19 protein-coding genes are annotated in these 19,469 nt (G+C 58.2%); 16 read left to right on the top strand and 3 right to left on the bottom strand.

Annotated elements, in window-relative coordinates; all coding sequences use genetic code 11:
- Positions 1 to 43: 43 nt before the first annotated feature.
- Complete coding sequence (locus tag AC2FNN_RS10755) at positions 44 to 952, bottom strand: LysR family transcriptional regulator (protein WP_496758508.1); 909 nt, start codon at positions 950 to 952, stop codon at positions 44 to 46.
- A 169-nt stretch (positions 953 to 1,121) separates the two neighbouring features.
- On the opposite strand from AC2FNN_RS10755, the gene AC2FNN_RS10750 reads away from it, so the two are divergent.
- The 10 genes from AC2FNN_RS10750 to AC2FNN_RS10705 all read left to right on the top strand — a co-directional run bounded on the left by AC2FNN_RS10750 (position 1,122) and on the right by AC2FNN_RS10705 (position 12,536).
- A complete protein-coding gene (locus tag AC2FNN_RS10750) occupies positions 1,122 to 4,541 on the top strand; it encodes an indolepyruvate ferredoxin oxidoreductase family protein (protein ID WP_496758507.1) in 3,420 nt (1,139 codons plus the stop codon).
- A 78-nt stretch (positions 4,542 to 4,619) separates the two neighbouring features.
- The gene (locus tag AC2FNN_RS10745; RefSeq protein ID WP_496758505.1) at positions 4,620 to 5,498 is read left to right on the top strand and encodes a lysophospholipid acyltransferase family protein; all 879 of its coding nucleotides are present in this window, start codon (positions 4,620 to 4,622) and stop codon (positions 5,496 to 5,498) included.
- An 8-nt stretch (positions 5,499 to 5,506) separates the two neighbouring features.
- A complete protein-coding gene (locus tag AC2FNN_RS10740) occupies positions 5,507 to 6,316 on the top strand; it encodes a glutamate racemase (RefSeq protein ID WP_496758503.1) in 810 nt (269 codons plus the stop codon).
- 94 nt (positions 6,317 to 6,410) lie between these two features.
- Positions 6,411 to 7,439 carry an N-acetyl-gamma-glutamyl-phosphate reductase gene (gene argC / locus AC2FNN_RS10735; RefSeq protein WP_496758501.1) on the top strand — a complete coding sequence of 343 codons (1,029 nt, stop codon included), beginning with the start codon at positions 6,411 to 6,413 and terminating at the stop codon, positions 7,437 to 7,439.
- Positions 7,440 to 7,446: 7 nt separating this feature from the next.
- Entirely contained in the window at positions 7,447 to 7,893 is a 447-nt protein-coding gene (ccmE, locus tag AC2FNN_RS10730) for a cytochrome c maturation protein CcmE (protein ID WP_496758499.1), read from the top strand.
- A 118-nt stretch (positions 7,894 to 8,011) separates the two neighbouring features.
- Positions 8,012 to 8,623 carry a holin-associated N-acetylmuramidase gene (locus tag AC2FNN_RS10725; RefSeq protein WP_496758497.1) on the top strand — a complete coding sequence of 204 codons (612 nt, stop codon included), beginning with the start codon at positions 8,012 to 8,014 and terminating at the stop codon, positions 8,621 to 8,623.
- Positions 8,614 to 9,192, top strand: a complete 579-nt coding sequence (locus AC2FNN_RS10720; protein ID WP_496758496.1) for a holin family protein — start codon at positions 8,614 to 8,616, stop codon at positions 9,190 to 9,192. The genes AC2FNN_RS10725 and AC2FNN_RS10720 overlap by 10 nt, the downstream gene beginning before the upstream one ends.
- 75 nt (positions 9,193 to 9,267) lie before the next feature.
- Positions 9,268 to 11,232, top strand: coding sequence for a heme lyase CcmF/NrfE family subunit (locus AC2FNN_RS10715; protein ID WP_496758494.1), 1,965 nt, complete (start codon positions 9,268 to 9,270; stop codon positions 11,230 to 11,232).
- The gene (locus AC2FNN_RS10710) at positions 11,229 to 11,684 is read left to right on the top strand and encodes a cytochrome c-type biogenesis protein (protein WP_496758492.1); all 456 of its coding nucleotides are present in this window, start codon (positions 11,229 to 11,231) and stop codon (positions 11,682 to 11,684) included. Before AC2FNN_RS10715 ends, AC2FNN_RS10710 begins: the two co-directional genes overlap by 4 nt.
- A 75-nt stretch (positions 11,685 to 11,759) precedes the next feature.
- Positions 11,760 to 12,536 carry an enoyl-CoA hydratase-related protein gene (locus tag AC2FNN_RS10705; protein ID WP_496758490.1) on the top strand — a complete coding sequence of 259 codons (777 nt, stop codon included), beginning with the start codon at positions 11,760 to 11,762 and terminating at the stop codon, positions 12,534 to 12,536.
- A gap of 11 nt (positions 12,537 to 12,547) precedes the next feature.
- Here AC2FNN_RS10705 and bmt read toward each other — a convergent pair whose 3' ends face one another.
- Together bmt and AC2FNN_RS10695 are read right to left on the bottom strand one after the other, a co-directional pair.
- Positions 12,548 to 13,561, bottom strand: a complete 1,014-nt coding sequence (gene bmt, locus AC2FNN_RS10700) for a betaine--homocysteine S-methyltransferase (RefSeq protein ID WP_496758489.1) — start codon at positions 13,559 to 13,561, stop codon at positions 12,548 to 12,550.
- Positions 13,562 to 13,683: 122 nt separating this feature from the next.
- On the bottom strand, positions 13,684 to 14,001 hold the full coding sequence (locus tag AC2FNN_RS10695) for a DUF1476 domain-containing protein (protein ID WP_152457893.1): 318 nt from the start codon (positions 13,999 to 14,001) through the stop codon (positions 13,684 to 13,686).
- A 187-nt stretch (positions 14,002 to 14,188) separates the two neighbouring features.
- Between AC2FNN_RS10695 and purC the strand changes: the two genes are divergently transcribed.
- The 6 genes from purC to AC2FNN_RS10665 all read left to right on the top strand — a co-directional run.
- Positions 14,189 to 14,944, top strand: a complete 756-nt coding sequence (gene purC / locus AC2FNN_RS10690) for a phosphoribosylaminoimidazolesuccinocarboxamide synthase (protein ID WP_117869044.1) — start codon at positions 14,189 to 14,191, stop codon at positions 14,942 to 14,944.
- A gap of 139 nt (positions 14,945 to 15,083) precedes the next feature.
- Positions 15,084 to 15,749, top strand: a complete 666-nt coding sequence (locus AC2FNN_RS10685) for a MarC family protein (RefSeq protein WP_496758487.1) — start codon at positions 15,084 to 15,086, stop codon at positions 15,747 to 15,749.
- 115 nt (positions 15,750 to 15,864) lie between these two features.
- On the top strand, positions 15,865 to 16,095 hold the full coding sequence (purS, locus tag AC2FNN_RS10680; RefSeq protein ID WP_117872765.1) for a phosphoribosylformylglycinamidine synthase subunit PurS: 231 nt from the start codon (positions 15,865 to 15,867) through the stop codon (positions 16,093 to 16,095).
- A 4-nt stretch (positions 16,096 to 16,099) separates the two neighbouring features.
- Positions 16,100 to 17,143 carry a zinc-dependent alcohol dehydrogenase family protein gene (locus tag AC2FNN_RS10675; protein ID WP_496758485.1) on the top strand — a complete coding sequence of 348 codons (1,044 nt, stop codon included), beginning with the start codon at positions 16,100 to 16,102 and terminating at the stop codon, positions 17,141 to 17,143.
- Positions 17,144 to 17,154: 11 nt separating this feature from the next.
- Positions 17,155 to 17,823: a phosphoribosylformylglycinamidine synthase subunit PurQ gene (purQ, locus tag AC2FNN_RS10670; protein WP_496758484.1), complete on the top strand. Its 669-nt coding sequence runs from the start codon at positions 17,155 to 17,157 to the stop codon at positions 17,821 to 17,823.
- A gap of 132 nt (positions 17,824 to 17,955) precedes the next feature.
- Positions 17,956 to 19,469 (top strand): sensor histidine kinase (locus AC2FNN_RS10665; protein WP_496758540.1); only part of this gene is annotated, 1,514 nt, incomplete at its 3' end.

The following is a 19,469-nucleotide window of genomic DNA, read 5'->3' as shown; positions in this document are numbered from 1 at the left end:
TACCCTGTGATCTATTCATGTCCGATATGCTTTTTACGCATAGCTACAGTTTTCCCATCTGTTTCAGTTGCTTACGCTGTGCGATGATTTCGTCCTGCACGAAATCGCGAAACGCGCCAACGCGCTTTGAATGCCGCAATTCTTCCGGATAGGCCAGATAGACCGGAACATCTGCGGTTTCTATGTCTGACAGGATGGGCACAAGGTGCGGAAAATCCTGCGTGACGTAATCCGGCAGAACACCGATGCCCAGATTGTGCAAAACGCCCTGAAGCACACCAAAATAGTTGTTCACAGTCAACAAGGATGCCGGATTGTAGGTCATCAGGTGGCGCACCATGGCGGCACTGGCCCCAACCTGCGGTGCCGCAGGGGTCTGGCAGATCAGACGGTGGTTCTTGATCTCTTCCAGGGACTGCAACATGCCGCCGTGGCTTTCGATATAGTCCTGCGTTGCATATAGTACCATCTGAACTGTCATCAGGCGCTTGCGCACCAGGTCCGCCTGGCTGGGCTCTTTCATGCGGATGGCGACGTCCGCTTCGCGCATCGGAAGATCCAGAACGCGTTCTTCAAGCATCAGGTCGATGTTCAGATCAGGGTATTGCTCATAGAGTTTGGGCAAGCGCGGTGCCAGCCAGAGTGTACCAAAGCCGAAGGTCGTCGTGACCCGCAAAACACCAAAGACTTCTTCCTCGCTGTCCCGAATACGCGCAGCTGCGGCATCCAGCCGTTTCGACATGGCGGATGTGGCGTCAAACAACAACTCGCCCTGTTCGGTGAGAATCAGCCCCCGCGCGTGACGGTGGAACAGGGTGGCATCCAGAGACTCTTCCAATGCGCGGATCTGTCGGCTTACGGCGGATTGAGACAGGTTCAGCTTGTCTCCGGCGTGCGTAAGGCTGCCCGCATCGGCTACCGCATGAAATATTCTAAGCTTGTCCCAATCCATCACCGCAACTTTCGTTATCTTTCAGAAGCCCTATATGAAATAGGTGACAAGTTCTACATTCAATGGACGAAATCGTTACATATCAGTGGATAAATTCTATACAGGTCAGAAATTATGACCTAAAATGAACCCAAGTAAAGCACACTGATCTGACGAGGGGAGACGTCTGATGAGCCAGCCACAGATAACGCTGAACGACCGGTTCGATCTTGAGAAAAACCCGGTTCTTCTGAATGGAACGCAGGCGCTTGTGCGCTTGATGCTGATGCAAAAGGCCAGAGACCGGCAAGCGGGGCTTAATACAGCGGGATTGGTCACCGGGTACCGCGGGTCTCCTTTGGGGGCAGTCGATCAGCAAATGATGCGGGCGCAAAAGCCACTGGCCGAAAGCGATGTCACGTTTCAGTTCGGCTTGAACGAAGACCTGGCGGCCACCGCGCTTTGGGGCAGCCAGCAGGCGGGTCTGCGCGGCGACGGCAAATTCGATGGGGTATTCGGGCTTTGGTATGGCAAGGGGCCGGGCGTCGACCGGTCCGGTGACGTCATGCGCCACGCAAACATGGCGGGGACAGCCAAACATGGCGGTGTGCTCGTGGCGATGGGCGATGACCATACCGGCGAAAGCTCGACGGTGCTGCATCAGTCGGAATGGTCGCTGGTCGACATGTACATGCCGATCGTCAGCCCTGCTGGCGTTCAAGAAGTCCTCGACTATGGAATTTATGGATTTGCACTCAGCCGTTTCGCGGGGGTCTGGGTGGGCCTGAAGACGATGAAAGACACGATCGAAGTTACCTCGGTCGTGGATGGAAGTCCGGACCGGATGCAAATGGTCATCCCTGAGTTCGACATGCCGGAAGGTGGGTTGAACATCCGGTTGGGGGACACGCCGCATCTGCAGGAAACGCGTGTTATCGATTACAAAAGATTCGCGGCCGAGACGTTTTCGCACGCCAACAAGATGGACAAGCGGATGTGGGGCAATCCCGGCGCCAAGATCGGTTTCGTCGCGGCGGGCAAAAACTGGCTGGACCTGACACATGCGCTTTCGCTTTTGAATATCGACGAAGCCGAGGCCGAGCGTCTGGGGATTACCACATACAAGGTGGGGCAGACTTTCCCGCTGGATATGGCCGGATTCCACGACTGGGCCGAGGGGCTGGACCTGATCGTGATCGTCGAGGAAAAGCGCAAGCTGATCGAGGTTCAGGTCAAGGAGGCCATTTTTGACGACCGGCGCGGACGCCGGGTCTATGGCTGGTACAAAGGCGGTGCCGGGACATTGCACCGCGAAGAACTGTTCCCGACGCGCGGTGCGCTTGACCCGATCATGATCGCTGAAAAGCTTGGCGAGATCCTGGTAGAAGAGGGGCGCGAGACCGATGGTATCCGGGCCGGGCTGGCGTCTTTGTCAGAAGCACGCCGGGCCGACAATGCACAGGAAATCGCGACGCGACTTCCGTATTTCTGTTCCGGCTGCCCGCATAACAGCTCGACCAGGGTACCGGAAGGCAGCCGCGCCTATGCCGGCATCGGCTGTCACTACATGGTTCAATGGATGGATCGCGAGACGACCGGTTTCACTCAGATGGGTGGGGAAGGCGCGAACTGGATCGGCGAGGCTCCGTTTTCGACGACCAAGCACGTGTTCCAGAACCTTGGCGATGGCACGTACAACCATTCGGGCGTTCAGGCGATCCGGGCAGCGTTGTCTGCGGGTACGAACATCACCTTCAAGATCCTGTTCAACGACGCGGTTGCCATGACCGGCGGGCAGGACAACGAAGGCGACCTGACCGCCGAACGGATCGTTGCCGAGGTCCAGGCTATGGGTGTCCGAGAGGTGGCCCTGGTTTACGATGAAAAAGAAGACGTCAACTTCAAGGCTTTGCCCGCCAGCGTTCAGACATACGAGCGGGCCGACCTCATGCAGGTGCAGGAGAAGTTTCGAGAGATCAAGGGCGTATCGGTCATCGTCTATGTACAAACCTGCGCAGCCGAAAAGCGCCGCCGCCGCAAGCGCGGCACATTCCCCGATCCAGACAAGCGTGTGTTCATCAATACTGATGTCTGTGAAGGCTGCGGTGATTGCGGTGTACAGTCAAACTGCGTGTCGATCGTTCCCAAACAGACCGAGCTGGGCCGCAAGCGGGCCATAGATCAATCGAGCTGCAACAAGGATTTTTCGTGCTTGAACGGCTTCTGCCCGTCTTTCGTGACGCTTGAGGGCGCAAAAATTCGCAAAGAGGCGACGACCGAAATTGATCTGCCAGATTTGCCAACACCGGATCTGCCGAAGATCACCGGTACGCACAACGTCGTGATTACCGGTGTTGGCGGTACGGGTGTCGTCACCATTGGCGCCATCCTTGCGCAGGCGGCGCAGATCGACGGAAAAGGCGCGGGTATGATGGAAATGGCGGGCCTGGCGCAGAAAGGCGGCGCAGTCCACATTCACTGTAGATTGGCCAACCGCCCCGAGGACATCAGCGCGATACGCGTCGCCACTGGCGAGGCCCACGCGCTGATCGGCGGCGATCTGGTGGTCTCGGCCGGCGCAAAGACGTTGGGCCTGACGCGCACCGGGCGTACGGGGGCTGTCGTGAACAGCCATGAAACGGTGACGGGCGACTTCACGCGTGATACCGAGTTCCGCATTCCGGCGGACCAGCTGGAACTGGCCCTGCAAGCGCGGCTGAAAGAAGATGTCTCGCTGTTTGACGCGACCGAGTTGGCGCGCGCGGTGATGGGGGATTCAATCTATTCCAACATGATGATCTTCGGCGCGACCTGGCAGCGCGGGCTGTTGCCGGTCAGCCATCAGGCGATCTTTGAGGCCATCGAATTGAACGGCACAGCGGTCGAACGCAACAAACGTGCGTTTGATATCGGACGTTGGGCGGTTCTGCACCCGGAAGATGTGCAATCCATCCTTGCGCCGACCGTGGCAAAAATGCCCAAGACACTGGACCAGATCATCGCGTTTCGCGCGCAGCACCTGACGGAATATCAAAGCACCCGGCTGGCCAGGCGGTACCGCAAGCTGGTGGACAGTGTCGAGGACGCGGATGTGCGCGAAGCGGTGGCAAAAGGGTATCACAAGCTGTTGTCGTACAAGGACGAATACGAGGTTGCGCGCCTTCTGTTGACCAGTCGGGAAAAAGCGGCGGCCGAGTTTGACGGTGACTTCAAGATGACCTTTCACCTTGCCCCGCCGATATTCGGCGGATCGGGCAGCAACGGCAGGCCGAAAAAGCGTGCATTCAGCGAATCCATCCTGACTGCATTGAAGCTGTTGACCAAACTGAAGGCATTGCGCGGCACTCCACTGGACATTTTCGGATATTCATCCGAACGCAAGATGGAGCGCGCCCTGATCCGACAGTATGAAAAGGACATGCGCGAGGTTCTGCCCCTGGTGTCGCAGGACACCCGCGATGCGATTGTCGCCCTGGCCCGTTTGCCGCTGGATATCCGCGGATTTGGGCCGGTATTGCGGGAAAATGAGGCCAAGGCTGCGAAACGGCGAGAGGAGTTGCTGGCGGTCATCCGCAGCGGTGGGCCTGAATTGCAAGCTGCGGCAGAGTAATTCGTCACAAGGGTGTCACGATAGCTGGTCAAACCTGTTGCTTGTACTTATTTTGCGGGCAGCAAAACGGAGCCCTTCATGTCTTCTCGTCGTCATGTCGTTCGTGACATCTCGTATGCGCATTCCGCCGAAACCAAGGGTGGGCGGTTGGTCATCAGGCTGATGGAGAACACCACGGGACGGTTGCGTCTGATCAAACGGGCCGACGGATACGAACAAGAAGTCGCAAAGGGTCGGGATTTTTGGTCGGTCATGGTCGATCGCTATGGATTGACCCTGGATGTCGTCGGTGGCTCGCTGGCGAATATCCCCAAAGAAGGTCCGCTTATCCTGATTGCAAACCATCCGTATGGAATTCTGGATGGGCTGATGATGGGGCATATATTGTCTCAGACCCGTGGTGATTTCCGAATTCTCGCAAATCGCGTTTTCCGCAAGGCCGAAGACCTGAACCGTATCGTTTTGCCTGTTTCGTTCGATGAAACGAAAGAAGCGGTGAAACTGAATCTGGATACGCGGAAAACCGCATTGAACTACCTTGGCGATGGTGGCGCGATCGGAATTTTCCCTGGGGGTACGGTCAGCACCGGCGTTAATCCGTTCGCGTATCCCATGGATCCGGGGTGGCGCGGTTTCACAGCCCGCATGGTGGCGAAATCCAATGCCACTGTCGTTCCGGTGTTCTTCGACGGGCACACGTCACGTCTGTTTCAGATTGCAAGCCATATGCACAACACCCTGCGCATGGGGTTGCTGATCAAGGAGTTCAAAAAGCGTGTCGATACTCCGGTCAAAGTGGTGATTGGCGCGCCGATCAGGCGCGACATTCTGGATCCGTTGGGCAAGGATACGCGCAAGATGATGGATTTCCTGCGCAAAGCGACGTATGAGCTGTCTCCGACACCGCTGAAGTCTTATGACTATGGCTATGAATTTGAGGAACGGCATCGCGCCTGAAGGGGCTAATGGCAGTAGGTATCTTTGATTCCGGATTGGGCGGTCTTACCGTCCTGAGCGCCGCGCAGACACGTCTGTCTGACGTTGATTTCCTGTATTTCGCGGACAGCGCGCATGCCCCATACGGTGTGCGCGATGCCGAGGACATCTATCAGCTGACCCGAAAGGCCGTGCAGGACCTTTGGGATCGCGGCTGCAACTTGGTGATTCTGGCCTGCAACACCGCCAGCGCGGCGGCGCTGCGCCGGATGCAGGAAGAGGGCGTGCCCGAAGGTAAACGTGTGCTTGGTGTCTTTGTTCCCTTGATCGAAGCCCTGACCGAACGGCAATGGGGCGACAATTCCCCACCACGCGAAGTGGCGGTCAAGCATGTCGCCTTGTTCGCCACGCCCGCCACTGTATCCAGCCGGGCCTTTCAGCGCGAGTTGGCGTTCCGGGCAATTGGCGTGGATGTCGAGGCGCAGGCATGTGGTGGCGTCGTGGATGCCATTGAAGACGGTGACATGATCCTGGCCGAGGCGTTGGTGCGCAGCCATGTGGAAGCCCTCAAGCGCAAGATGCCTGAACCGCAGGCGGCTATTCTGGGCTGTACGCATTACCCGCTTTTAGCTGACGTGTTTCAGGCGGCATTGGGACCTGACGTGCAGGTCTACAGCCAGGGGGCGCTGGTTGCGGAAAGCCTTGCAGATTATCTGCATCGCCACCCCAAGATGCTGGGTAACGGCCCTGGAGGGTTCCTGACGACGGGGAAACCCAATGTGGTGAGCGATCGGGCGACACAGTTCCTCCGACGACAAATCACATTCGAGGCCGCCTGACTTAGGTCAAGGACGCGGCCGCTCTGCTTTCATTATTTCAAGACCGTCGCATCGGCGGTCGTAACATGTGACACACGTTGAGAAGAGGTCTGACATGACCCATAAAATCGCAATTCTGGGCGCTTCGGGCTATACCGGCGCAGAACTGGTGCGGCTGATCGCCGAACACCCCAACATGGAAATCACCGCGCTGGCCGCCGAACGCAAGGCGGGGATGACCATGGCGCAGGTTTTCCCGCATCTGCGCCACATGGACCTGCCGGATCTGTGCAAGATTTCCGAAATCGATTTTTCCGGGATCGATCTGTGTTTTTGTGCCCTTCCGCACAAGACCAGTCAGGAAGTGATCAGTGCACTGCCCAAGGATCTGAAGATCATCGATCTGTCTGCTGACTTCCGGCTGACTGACCCGGATGAATATGAAAAGTGGTACGGAAACCCGCATACCGCGCTTGAGCAGCAGGAAGAGGCCGTTTATGGCCTGACCGAGTTCTATCGCGACGAAATCCGGGGCGCGCGGCTGGTGGCGGGCACGGGGTGCAACGCGGCAACCGGTCAATACGTTCTGCGGCCGCTTGTTTCTGCCGGGGTGATTGATCTGGACGATATCGTGCTGGACCTGAAATGTGCTGTATCCGGGGCAGGGCGGTCGCTGAAGGAAAACCTGCTGCACGCCGAACTGAGTGAAGGCGCCAACGCCTATGCCGTCGGCGGGACCCACAGGCATCTGGGCGAGTTCGATCAGGAGTTTTGCAAACTGGCCGGGCGTGCGGTTCATGTGCAGTTCACACCGCACCTGATCCCTGCAAACCGGGGCATTCTGGCCACGACCTACGTGAAAGGTGACCCGAACAGCATCTATGAAACGCTTGCAAAGGCTTATGCGGATGAACCCTTCATTCAGATGCTTCCGATGGGCGAGACACCATCGACCCACCACGTGCGCGGGTCCAACTTCTGTCATATCGGTGTTGTGGCAGACCGGATCGAACGGCGCGCGATCGTGATCGCAGCGCTGGATAACCTGACAAAAGGTAGCAGCGGCCAAGCCTTGCAGAACGCCAACCTGATGTTAGGTGAGATAGAAACCCGGGGCCTGATGATGGCACCGTTATTCCCGTGAGGACGGTATGAAAACGCTCAAGAAACGTCGCCGAGTTCAAGTCATTCTGGTAGCTGTCGTTGCCTTGGTGGCATCGACGGCGTTGATTGGCTATGCCATGCGCGACGGGATCAACTTTTTCCGCTCGCCAAGCCAGGTGGTTGCCGAACCACCCAAGCCAACCGAGGTCTTTCGGATTGGCGGTCTGGTCGAAGAAGGTTCAATCATCCGTGGGCAGGGCGAAACCGTACATTTTGTCGTCACCGACGGCGGCGAAAGCGTCAAGGTTTCTTTCACCGGCGTTCTGCCTGATCTGTTTTCAGAAAATCAGGGCATGGTCGGCACTGGGAGTTACGTGAACGGTGTGTTCGAAGCCACTGAAATTCTTGCCAAACATGACGAAACCTATATGCCGAAGGAAGTCGTGGACGCGTTGAAAGAGCAGGGTGTGTACAAAGAGGCTGAAGAAAGCTGACCTGAGCAATATTTGTATTGAGGGCGTTGCGCGCGGGATGCGGGCAGCGCCCTCGGTCGTTCAGGCTTGTTAATTCTTTTTCGGGATCGTCAGCGCCATTCAACGAAATGAGGGCGCTATGCAAACGGTTCGGCAGATTGCCAATGAAATTGTGCGTCGGGAAGGCGGGTTCGTAAATGACCCGGACGATCCGGGCGGGGCAACCAAATTCGGTGTCACGATCCACACGATGCGCAGGCTTGGACTGGACCTGACCGGGGATGGGCTGGTTGACGTGGCGGATGTCCGGGCGCTTACTCAGCACGAGGCGGTCGATATCTTTGTTCAGCACTACTTTGAAAAGCCACGCATCGCGCTGTTGCCGGATGTTCTGTATGCCTCTGTTTTTGACATGTATGTCAATGCCGGTGCGCAAGCAGTAATAATCCTGCAACGGCTGTTGCGTGATATGGGGTTTGACGTCGTGGCAGATGGCGTGATCGGCGCGCAAACGGCGCAGGCGTGCGAAGACGCGGCCCAACCAGATCCCAACGCGTTGCGCGATGCGTATGGCGTGGCGCGGCGGAACTATTACTTTCGGCTGGCCGACAAACGACCGGCATCCAGAAAATACGCGCGCACCCGATCCGGTGGCAAAGGAGGCTGGATCAAACGGGCCGAAGAGTTTCTGTCGCCACGCTATCGTCTGACGGAAAGTGAATTCAACGAAAGGGTTGCGGCATGGGGTTGATCTCGGGGGTATTGGCGCTGCTGTTCGGGGGCGGTCGCAACGCTGTGCGTGAGACGGTTGAAATATACCGGGAAAACGCCGAGTCCCGTGCTGAGAGAGCGACAGAGTTGCAAAGTCAGGCAATGACGCAGTTCGGCCGAGAGTTCGTGGTTCCTCAAAAAGGCCTGTTCGACCGCGTCATGGATGGCGTGAACCGGTTGCCGCGCCCGGCGTTGGCACTTGGAACGCTGGGATTGTTTGTTGCCGCAATGGTGGATCCGCTGTGGTTCGCTGAACGCATGCAGGGCATTGCGCTGGTGCCGGAACCTCTTTGGTGGTTGCTGGGCGTGATCGTCTCTTTCTATTTTGGTGCGCGCCATCAGAGCAAAATGCAGGATTTTCAGCGGGATATAGGCGCAACCATGCAGCGGTTGCCGACGGTCATGGGGAACATAGAAACGGTACGGGCCATGCGCAGCGACAGCCCGGGCGTCGCCGACCCCGGCCCTGATGCAAACCTGATACAGAACGCCTCGCGCCCTGATGCGAATCCAGCATTGACCGATTGGCGCAAGCTTCGGGGGCTTTGACCCGCGACACTATGTGCCCCCGGATCGTGCGAAAGTTAATGGCCCCCGGTTCGGCCTCGCAGTATATTCCGGGGCATGATTACAGAGCTTGGCCACTTCGCCCTCATCCTCGCCTTTTTCGTCGCCATCGTGCAAAGCGTGGTGCCTCTGATCGGTGCTTCAAAAAACTGGACCGGCTGGATGGCCTTTGCCGAGCCTGCTGCCATCGTCCAGTATCTGCTGACTGCATTTTCCTTCGGTGCGCTGATCTGGGCTTTCATCGTGTCGGACTTTTCGCTGCGGATCGTGGTCGAAAACAGTCATTCGGCCAAGCCGATGATCTACAAGATCAGCGGGACGTGGGGAAACCACGAAGGATCGATGCTGCTCTGGGTGCTGATTGTCACGCTGTTCGGAGCGATGGCGGCGTTCTTTGGGGGCGGGTTGCCCCCAAGCCTGAAAGCGCGTGTGCTTTCGGTTCAATCTGCCATTGCCGTGGCGTTTTTTGGCTTTATTCTGTTTACTTCGAACCCGTTTGACCGGCTGGCAATTGCGCCGTTTGACGGGCGGGATCTGAACCCGCTGTTGCAGGATCCCGGTTTGGCCTTCCACCCGCCATTTCTGTATCTCGGTTATGTGGGGCTGAGCATGGCGTTCAGTTTTGCCATCGCCGCGCTGATCGAAGGGCGTATCGATGCGGCATGGGGGCGCTGGGTTCGCCCATGGACGCTGGCGGCCTGGGTCTTTCTGACCATCGGCATCGCCTTGGGGTCCTGGTGGGCCTATTATGAACTAGGCTGGGGCGGATTCTGGTTCTGGGATCCGGTTGAGAACGCTTCTTTCATGCCGTGGCTCCTGGCCGCAGCGCTGCTGCATTCGGCAATCGTTGTCGAGAAGCGCGAGGCGCTGAAAAGCTGGACCATCCTGCTGGCGATCATTGCCTTCGGGTTTTCGCTGATCGGAACATTCATCGTTCGTTCAGGGCTGCTGACTTCGGTTCACGCCTTTGCCAATGACCCGGAACGCGGGGTGTTCATCCTGTTCATTCTGGTGGTTTTCATCGGCGGGGCGCTGACTTTGTTTGCCGCACGGGCGCAGGCGATGGAGGCCAAGGGTGTCTTCGGCATGGTCAGCCGCGAAAGCGCGTTGGTCGTAAATAATGTTCTGCTGGCGGTCAGCTGTTTCGTGGTCTTTGTCGGTACCATGTGGCCGATGGTGGCCGAGATGATGTTTGATCGCAAACTCTCGGTCGGGGCGCCGTTCTTCAACGCTGCATTCTCTCCTTTCATGGTTTTGCTGGGATTGATCCTTCCCATTGGGGCCATGTTGCCGTGGAAACGCGGGAGGATTGGAAAAACGGCCTGGTCGCTGCGCTATGCCTTTGGTCTGGCCTTGGCGATTGCCCTGCTGGTTTGGGCGATGCAGACCGGCCGCAGCGCTTTGGGGCCGGTGGGCCTGTTCCTTGGGGCGTGGATTACGTTTGGCGCCATCGTTGATTTGTGGAGCCGTACGGGGCGCAATGGCAGCCTGAAACGCTTGTTCCGTCTGCCTGGGGCGGATTGGGGTAAAGCCGTTGCTCATACCGGGCTGGGTGTTACCATCTTTGCCATTGCGGGCCTGACTGCATGGGAGGACGAGGATATTCGCGTCGCCCAACCCAACCAACCTTTCGAAGTGGGACAGTTCACGCTGACGCTGCAAGATGTCCGTCGGGTCGAGGGGCCGAACTATTTTTCGACCACGGCGGATGTTCTGGTTGAAAAGAACGGCCGCCCGATCGGGACATTGCACCCGGAAAAGCGGGATTACCCCGTTGCGCGGATGCCCACCACCGAAGCGGCGATCGATTATCGTTTCCTCGGGGACCTTTACGTCGTGATCGGCGATCAACAGGCAGATGGTGGGTGGGTGATGAGAACCTATATCAAGCCACTGGCAAACTGGATCTGGGGCGGCTGTATCCTGATGGCGCTTGGCGGTGTCCTGAGCCTGTGTGACAGGCGCTTCCGCGTGGCCGCTGGCGCAAGAAAAACCCCGGTCGGCGGAGTACCTGCGGAATGAAACGCCTTGTTCTGATTGTGATGATGCTCGCAACCCCTGTCTTTGCGGTGCAGCCTGACGAAGTTCTGGATGATCCGGTTCTGGAACAGCGGGCGCGGGATCTCAGCGCCGGGCTGCGCTGCCTTGTGTGCCGCAATGAGAGCATCGACGAAAGCAACGCGGATCTGGCGCGTGATCTGCGCGTGTTGTTGCGGGAACGGTTGGTGGCTGGGGATACGGATGAACAGGCGATCGCGTTTATCGTTGATCGGTATGGCGAATACGTACTTCTGAAACCGACTGCCAGCGGCTCAAACCTGTTTTTGTGGCTGGCCGGGCCAATCATGCTGTTGATCGCTGCCGCGGTTGGGTTGAACTTTCTCCGTACCCGGGCCAAGGCCCGTGCGTCGGTGGACTCTGCCGCGTTGAGCGAGGACGAAAAAGAACGTCTGCGTCAAATTCTTGAAGACTGACGCGTGGTTCTGCTTTTCCCGTCCCGTCCGGGCCAGTAAGTGTGCAAAAACACATGGCGCGACGGGAGGGTTTTCATGAAATACGAAACGGTTGCTCTGGAGATTGCAGACGGTCTGGCAGTTCTGACGCTGAACAGGCCGGACAAGATGAACGCGCTGACCACCCAGATGCGGGCAGAGATCACGCACGCTATGAAAGATGCAGCGGTCAAGGCGCGCTGTGTCGTCATCACCGGTTCGGGCCCTGCGTTTTGTTCCGGGCAGGATCTGGGCGATGCGTCTTCGACCGGCAAGATCGATCTGGAACGGTCGCTGCGGGATGAATATGAACCGATGCTGGAGACGATCCACAATTGTCCGGTGCCCACGATTGCCGCGGTGAACGGACCGGCGGCCGGGGCAGGCGCGAACCTTGCCCTTTGTGCCGATGTGGTGATTGCCACGGAAAGCGCCTATTTCCTTCAGGCATTTGCCCGTATCGGTCTGCTTCCCGATGCCGGGGGGACATGGTTCATGCCCCGTCAGATGGGGTTGGCCAAAGCAATGGGCGCGGCCTTGTTTGCCGACAAGATCACCGCAAAGCAGGCGGATGAATGGGGCATGATCTGGGAAGCCGTGCCGGATGACTCCTTCAACGATCATTGGCGCAAGAGGGCAGAGTATCTGGCAAAAGGCCCCACGGCCGCCTATGGCGCAATCAAGCAAGCCGTTCGCGGAACGTATGAAAACACCCTGCAACAGCAGCTTGCGACCGAGGCGCACCTGCAAGGCGAATGTGGCCGCTCGAGGGATTTTGCCGAAGGTGTTGTGGCCTTCATGGAAAAACGCCCTCCGAAATTCGAAGGGCGCTGATCAGGCTGGCATCATGCGCGGCGGCGGCGGCGTGTGCGGCGATCTGGTGCCGCATCGTCGTCCGTCCCGTCCGAGGCGGATGTGAACGGACCCAGCGTATCAGTGATCTGATCGAGCGTCGGGCGTTCGCCACGAGGTGTGGTATCCAGCGCCTCACGCATCTTGCGCAGGTGGTCCGGCATGGTTCCGCAGCACCCGCCAATAATCGTCGCACCGGCATCCCGCGCCATGGCGGCATACTGCCCCATCAGTTCGGGCGTACCGTCATAATGGATGTGACCATCCACGTATTTCGGAATGCCTGCATTGCCCTTCGAAATCAGGGGGCGCTCAGTCCCTTGCGCGGCAAAGCCCAGTACGGTGCGCAGAATGTCGGATGCGCCGGTGCCGCAATTCGCACCAAAGGCGATGGGAGGATTCGGCAGGGTTTCGACCAGCTTGGCCAGATCGGCCGAGGTGACACCCATCATCGTGCGTCCGGCCGTGTCAAAGCTCATTGTGCCGCACCAGGGCATGTCGGCCAGGGCAAAGGCTTCGGCAGCGGCGCGAAACTCTTCGGGGGCGCTGATGGTTTCCACCCACAGAACATCCACCCCACCTTCTTTCAGCGCTTCCGCCTGTTCGTGGAACATTTCCACGGCTTCCGCGTGCGACAGGCTGCCGACCGGCTCCATGATTTCACCAGTCGGGCCGACCGATCCTGCGACGACGACTGGTCGTCCGGCCTTGTCGGCGATTTCGCGCCCCAGCTCGGCGCCGATGCGGTTCAGTTCGCCCACGCGGTTGTGCGCGTCATGCAGTTTCAGCCGTGCCGCTGTGCCGCCGAATGTGTTGGTCAGGAACAGGTCGCTGCCTGCATCAACCGACCCCTGATACAGAGCCCGGATCTTGTCCGGGGCATCCACGTTCCAGAGTTCAGGAGCGTCACCAGATTGCAGTCCCATGTTGAACAGATTCGTTCCCGTGGCACCATCGGCCAGAATGGCGTCATTGGATTCCAGAAGCTTGCTCAGCGCGTTTGTCATAGGGTTGTTCCAGGAAAAGGGGCAAAAACGCCGTTAAAAAAAGAGACGCCCCGTGTCTCATGACCAAGGCGTCAAATCAAATTCATAAAACTCATGAAGATCATGAGTCGGACGCCCTAGGCTCAGTTGGTCTCGCTCAGGACCTGTGCCTTGGCTTCGGGCAGAAGCTCGGCCATTTTTGCGCGGATTTCCTCGTCCGAGGACAGGTTGCCCAGATCGCCCGAAACCTTGCGAACGACATCTTCGTGCCCGGCTTCCTCAAAGTCGGAAATCACAACCGTCTTTGCATATTCTTCGGCGTCGGCACCGGATTTACCCAGTTTTTCAGCAGCCCACAGACCCAAAAGCTTGTTGCAGCGGGCTTGTGCTTTGAACTGCATCTCTTCATCATGGGCAAACTTGGCTTCAAAGGCGTTTTCGCGTTCGTCGAACGTCGTCATAGGGCAAGGACCTCTTGGGTTATGTCTTCTTTCCTGATGATATGACTATACGACGTCCCATGCGCAAGGGATTTGCGCTGCGTCAAAGCCTCTCGGGTACATGAACTTGCGGGAAATGGGTGCTTGGACTATGAGAACGCCAACGTGAGGGGACTCAATCCCTCTGTGCAGAGTGGAAAGGTCGCTTATGGCGCGTCGCAAGAAAATCTACGAAGGCAAGGCCAAGATTCTGTACGAAGGCCCCGAACCGGGCACGATCGTCCAGTATTTCAAGGATGACGCCACCGCTTTCAACGCGGAAAAGAAGGACGTGATCGACGGCAAGGGTGTGCTTAACAATCGCCTGTCGGAATTCTTCATGACCGGCCTGACCCAGATTGGCATTCCGAACCACTTCATTCGCCGCCTGAACATGCGTGAACAGCTGGTTCGCAACTGCGAAATCGTTCCGCTGGAAGTGATCGTGCGCAACTATGCCGCTGGATCGATGTCCAAGCGCCTGGGTATTGCAGAGGGCACGCAACTGCCGCGCCCGATCGTCGAGTACTGCTACAAGGACGATTCGCTGGGTGATCCGCTGGTCACCGAAGAACATATCGCCGCGTTTGGCTGGGCCAGCCAGCAGGACATGGACGATATCCTCAGCCTTGCCTTGCGCGTGAACGATTTCATGAGCGGTGTGATGCTGGCGGTGGGCATTCGTCTGGTCGATTTCAAGATCGAGATCGGCCGCGTGTTTGAAGGCGACTATCAGCGACTGATCGTTGCTGACGAGATCAGCCCTGACAGCTGCCGCCTGTGGGATATCGAAACCGGCCAGAAACTGGACAAGGACGTCTTCCGCCGTGATTTGGGCAGTTTGACCGATGCCTATTCCGAAGTTGCACGCCGGCTAGGCGTCCTGCCCAGCAACAATGTTACCAAGCCGACGTTGATCAACTAGAAACAGTTGGATCAGAAGCTTGCCAAAGCGCCGCAACCGAGTTTGCGGCGCTTTTTCGTTCGCCGTTGAATTTGACAGTTTCCCGTTTCCCCAGCATGTTTGCCACGGGCAGACACAAAAGGTTCAGGTTGGGTGTCAAATGGCGGAACTGTTTGATCAGACAGTATTTCTGAAGTTTCTGGCCGCCGTGCTTGCAATCTTCAATCCGCTTTACAACATCCCGATTTTTCTGAGCATGACAAAGAACTGCACTGCGGCAGAACGGCGGCATGTTGCGGTTGTTGTCATGATCTCGGTTACCGTCATTGCGCTGACCGCTGTCGTGATCGGGGAAGAGGTGCTTGGGGTTTTTGGCATCGATGTGCCGGCTTTCCGGATTGCCGGCGGGATTATCATTTTTGGAATTGGGATGTCGATGTTGAAGGCCGAGGACCGGCCGCAGGGCGATCAGTCCGCGATAGACGACGGGCACGAGCGGAAATTGAATTTTGCGGTCGTACCGCTGGCGATACCTTTGACCATCGGGCCGGGCACGATTGCCATCACGATCGTTTTTTCGCACCAACTGTCGAACGGCGCCGAAATCGTGACGCTGGGTTCGGCGATCCTGATTGCCTGCTCGATCGTGGGGCTGGGATTGTTGTTTGCAGATCAGATCTCGCGCCTGTTGGGTGAGACAATGATCAACGTCCTGACCCGGATCATGGCCATCCTGCTGGTCGCCGTCGCGGTCGAGATGGTTCTGACTGGCACGTTCCATGCAATTGATGCGCATTATCCGGGATTGACCAAAGAAGGCGGATAGTTGGATTGCTGCGGCAAACTGCTTTGCAAACAGGGTTGTCGAAAGCCATTTGGCGCGCTATCCCCCGCGCAACGAAATGGGTCCCGGATTGCGGCCCGCAGGTGGAGTTGCCAAAATGAAAGCACGGGTTCATGTGATGCTCAAGAACGGGGTGCTGGACCCGCAGGGCGAAGCGGTTCGGCACGCATTGGGCGCAATGGGCTTTGATCAGGTCGAAGGTGTGCGTCAGGGCAAGGTGATCGACCTTGAACTGGCCGACGGCGCGACCGAAGCAGATGTGACCGAGATGTGCGAAAAGCTATTGGCCAACACGGTTATCGAACGCTACGAGATCGAACTGGTCTGATGGAATGCGGGCCGCGCGTCTGATCACCTACCGTCAGCCGCTTGAGGTAACGACGATCCCGGATCCCGCACCGGCGGAAGACGGCGTGGTCGTGCGGGTGCTGGCCTGCGGCGTGTGTCGGTCTGACTGGCACGCGTGGTCTGGTTCGGACCCGGACGTCATCCTGCCCATGACCCCAGGGCACGAGTATTGCGGCGAGGTGGTTTCCGTCGGCGCGCGCGTCACCCGGTGGCGTGTCGGGGATCGGGCGATTGCACCTTTCATTCTGGCCTGTGGCCGGTGTCCGGATTGTGCGCAGGGTCATCAGACGATCTGCGCGGATCAGGTTGTGCCGGGGTTCACCTGTGACGGCGCTTTTGCGGAATATGTCGCGGTGGCCCATGCCGATGCGAACCTGACGCCCTTGCCGGACAGCATAGCGCCGGACATCGCAGCCGCGTTGGGATGCCGCGTGACGACAGCGTGGCAGGCATTGGTCGGTCGGGCACAGGTTCAGGGCGGTGAATGGATTGCCGTCTTCGGCGGCGGCGGTGTCGGGATTTCCACATTGCTGCTGGGCAAGGCGCTTGGCGCACGTGTGGTAATTGTCGACATCACGGATGACAAACTGAACTACGCCAAGGCTCTGGGCGCAGATGCGGTGGTCAATGCGGCTGCCTGTGATGCCCCACAGGCGGTGAAGGATATCACCGGTGGCGGTGCCCATGTTGCGATCGAGGCGCTTGGGATCGAAGCAACGACCGTTTCCGCAATGCGTTCCCTGCGCAAGTTGGGGCGCATGGTGCAGATCGGGATGCCTGCCGGCGATCACACCCAGATGGCGTTGCCGATGGATGTGCTCTACTCTGGCCAGCTGTCTGTCTTTGGCACACGTGGAATGCCAAGCTGGCGCTATCCGTCTTTGTTGTCGCTGATCGCGGGCGGGGGGATCGACCTGAACCCGTTGGTCACGCGAAAAATATCTCTGAACCAGGTGAGCGCCGAGCTTGCCGCCTTTGACCACCCAACCCCTCCGGGCGTTGCGGTCGTCACCGATTTTGTCTCGTAGGAGGGCCCGCCATGCGCGCAGCCGTAATCGTTTTTCCCGGATCAAACTGTGACCGAGACCTTGCGGTCGCCTTTGAGCAGGCCGGTTTTCAGGTCGACATGGTCTGGCACAAGGATGCAGCACTGCCGGATGGTATCGATATCGTGGGCGTTCCGGGCGGGTTTTCTTATGGTGACTATCTGCGGTGCGGTGCAATCGCAGCGCAGTCGCCGATCTGCAAGGCCGTGGTCAACCACACCGAACGCGGCGGTTATGCGGTCGGTATCTGCAACGGATTTCAGGTTCTGACGGAAACGGGGATACTGCCGGGGGCGCTGCTGCGCAATGCCGGGCTGAAATACATCTGCAAGACTGTGGGTCTGAAAGTCGAAACCAGCGACAGCGTGTTTACCGGTGGCTATAACGCAGGCGATGTGATCGGTATTCCGATCGCGCATCACGACGGCAACTATTTCGCGGATGACGCAACGCTGGCGACGTTGAGGGACCAGGACAGGATCGCATTCACCTATACCGAGAACCCCAACGGCTCGGTCGGTGATATCGCGGGGATCCTTTCCGAAAACCGTCGTGTTCTGGGCATGATGCCGCATCCCGAACGCGCGGCCGATCAAGGCCATGGCGGCACCGACGGGGTGGCGCTGTTCCGCGCATTGTCAGGTGTGTTTGAAGCAGCGTGACTTGAGGTCGCGCGCGCCCGCGCGTAACGTCTGATCATGAACTCGGACGTGCGATCAGGCTGGTCAAAGCTGCTGAAACCGTTTCGCGGCGCCCCGTTGGGGTGGCGGCTGCGGCTGGCTGTTATTGTATTGATGGTGGCAACAATCGCAACGGTTTGGATCACCAACCGCTTGTTGACCGACAGGTTCACCGAATCCACCCGCAACCGGGCCGAGCTGCGCCTTGCGCTGTATTCCGGCAATTTGCTGAGCGAACTGCGCCGCAACTCGATCGTGCCCCAATTGCTGGCACGGGACCCGACACTGATTTCGGCGCTGCAATCCAGGGACTATTCGTTATCGACGCAGCGTTTGATTTCGTTCGTGGAAGAAATCGGCGCGGCGTCGTTGATGCTGTTGGATGGTGACGGGCGGACGGTTGCGGCGACGGATCGGAACAGACTGGGCGAGGCGCACAGGAATATTCCGTATTTTGTGGATGCAATCCGGTCAAATGCGACGATCTTTTCCGTTATTCCCAAGGAATCCGGCGGATACAGCTTTGTCTATTCCCGCCGGCTGGAAAACGGCGCCGAAATTCTGGGCGTGATCGTTGTCGAAGTTGATCTGCAAAAGTTTGAACAGGCATGGGCCGGTATTTCGGATGCGGTGATGGTCACTGACAGCACCGGAACCATTATTCTGTCCACCGAGCCACGCTGGCGGGGTCTGGATGAGGGGGCGGCCCTGCTGCGTCAACCGCCGCAAGGGGCGATCCAACGGGCCATTCGCGCGACGACCGATTGGACCGCTTTGCCACCTGACGCCTACCTGCAAGGCGAGGCCGTGATGCGTCTGGAAACGCGCATCCCGTTCCGTGGCTGGCAAATGACGTCATTCACGACCTATGCCTCGATCCGCGAGAAAGTGAACAGTGTTCTGGCCCTCGAGATCATGGGCTTTGCGATTCTTCTGGCGCTGGCGTTCTACGCGCTGAGCCGACGCGCGACGCTGCGCATGACCCTGTTTCAGCGCGAGTCGGCAGAGCTTCGCGCATTGAACGCCAGGCTACAGCGGGAAATCGCTGAACGCGAACGGGTTGAAAAGACGTTGGATTTGGCCGAACAGACCCTTGCCCAAAGCTCGAAACTGGCGGCTTTGGGTGAGATGTCAGCGGCGGTCAGTCACGAGCTGAATCAACCGCTGGCTGCAATGAAAACCTATCTGGCCGGTGCCCGTCTGCTGTTGCGTCGAAACCGGCCGGAAGAAGCGCTGGCAAGTTTCGGTCGCATCGATGGTCTGATCGAGCGGATGGGGGCGATTACGCGACAGCTCAAATCTTACGCTCGCAAGGGGGCGGATGCGTTTTCACCTGTAAATCTTGGCGAAGCGCTGGCATCGTCCTTGTCGATGATGGAACCGCAGCTGCGACAGCGCCATGTGAAGATCACCCAGATCCTGCCAGAAGAGCCGGTGGTGGTGATGGGGGACCGGATGCGGATCGAGCAGGTGATGGTCAACCTCTTGCGCAATGCGCTGGACGCCACCAAATCAGTGGCAGAGCCGGATGTGGAAATCATCCTGGCGGCGGGTGACACGGCTGTACTGACAGTACGCGACAACGGGCATGGGATCGAGGATATCGAGAACCTGTTCGAGCCGTTTTA

Source organism: Ruegeria sp. BHSA118 (assembly GCF_059613405.1).
This window is presented reverse-complemented; position numbering and strand designations above follow the sequence as displayed.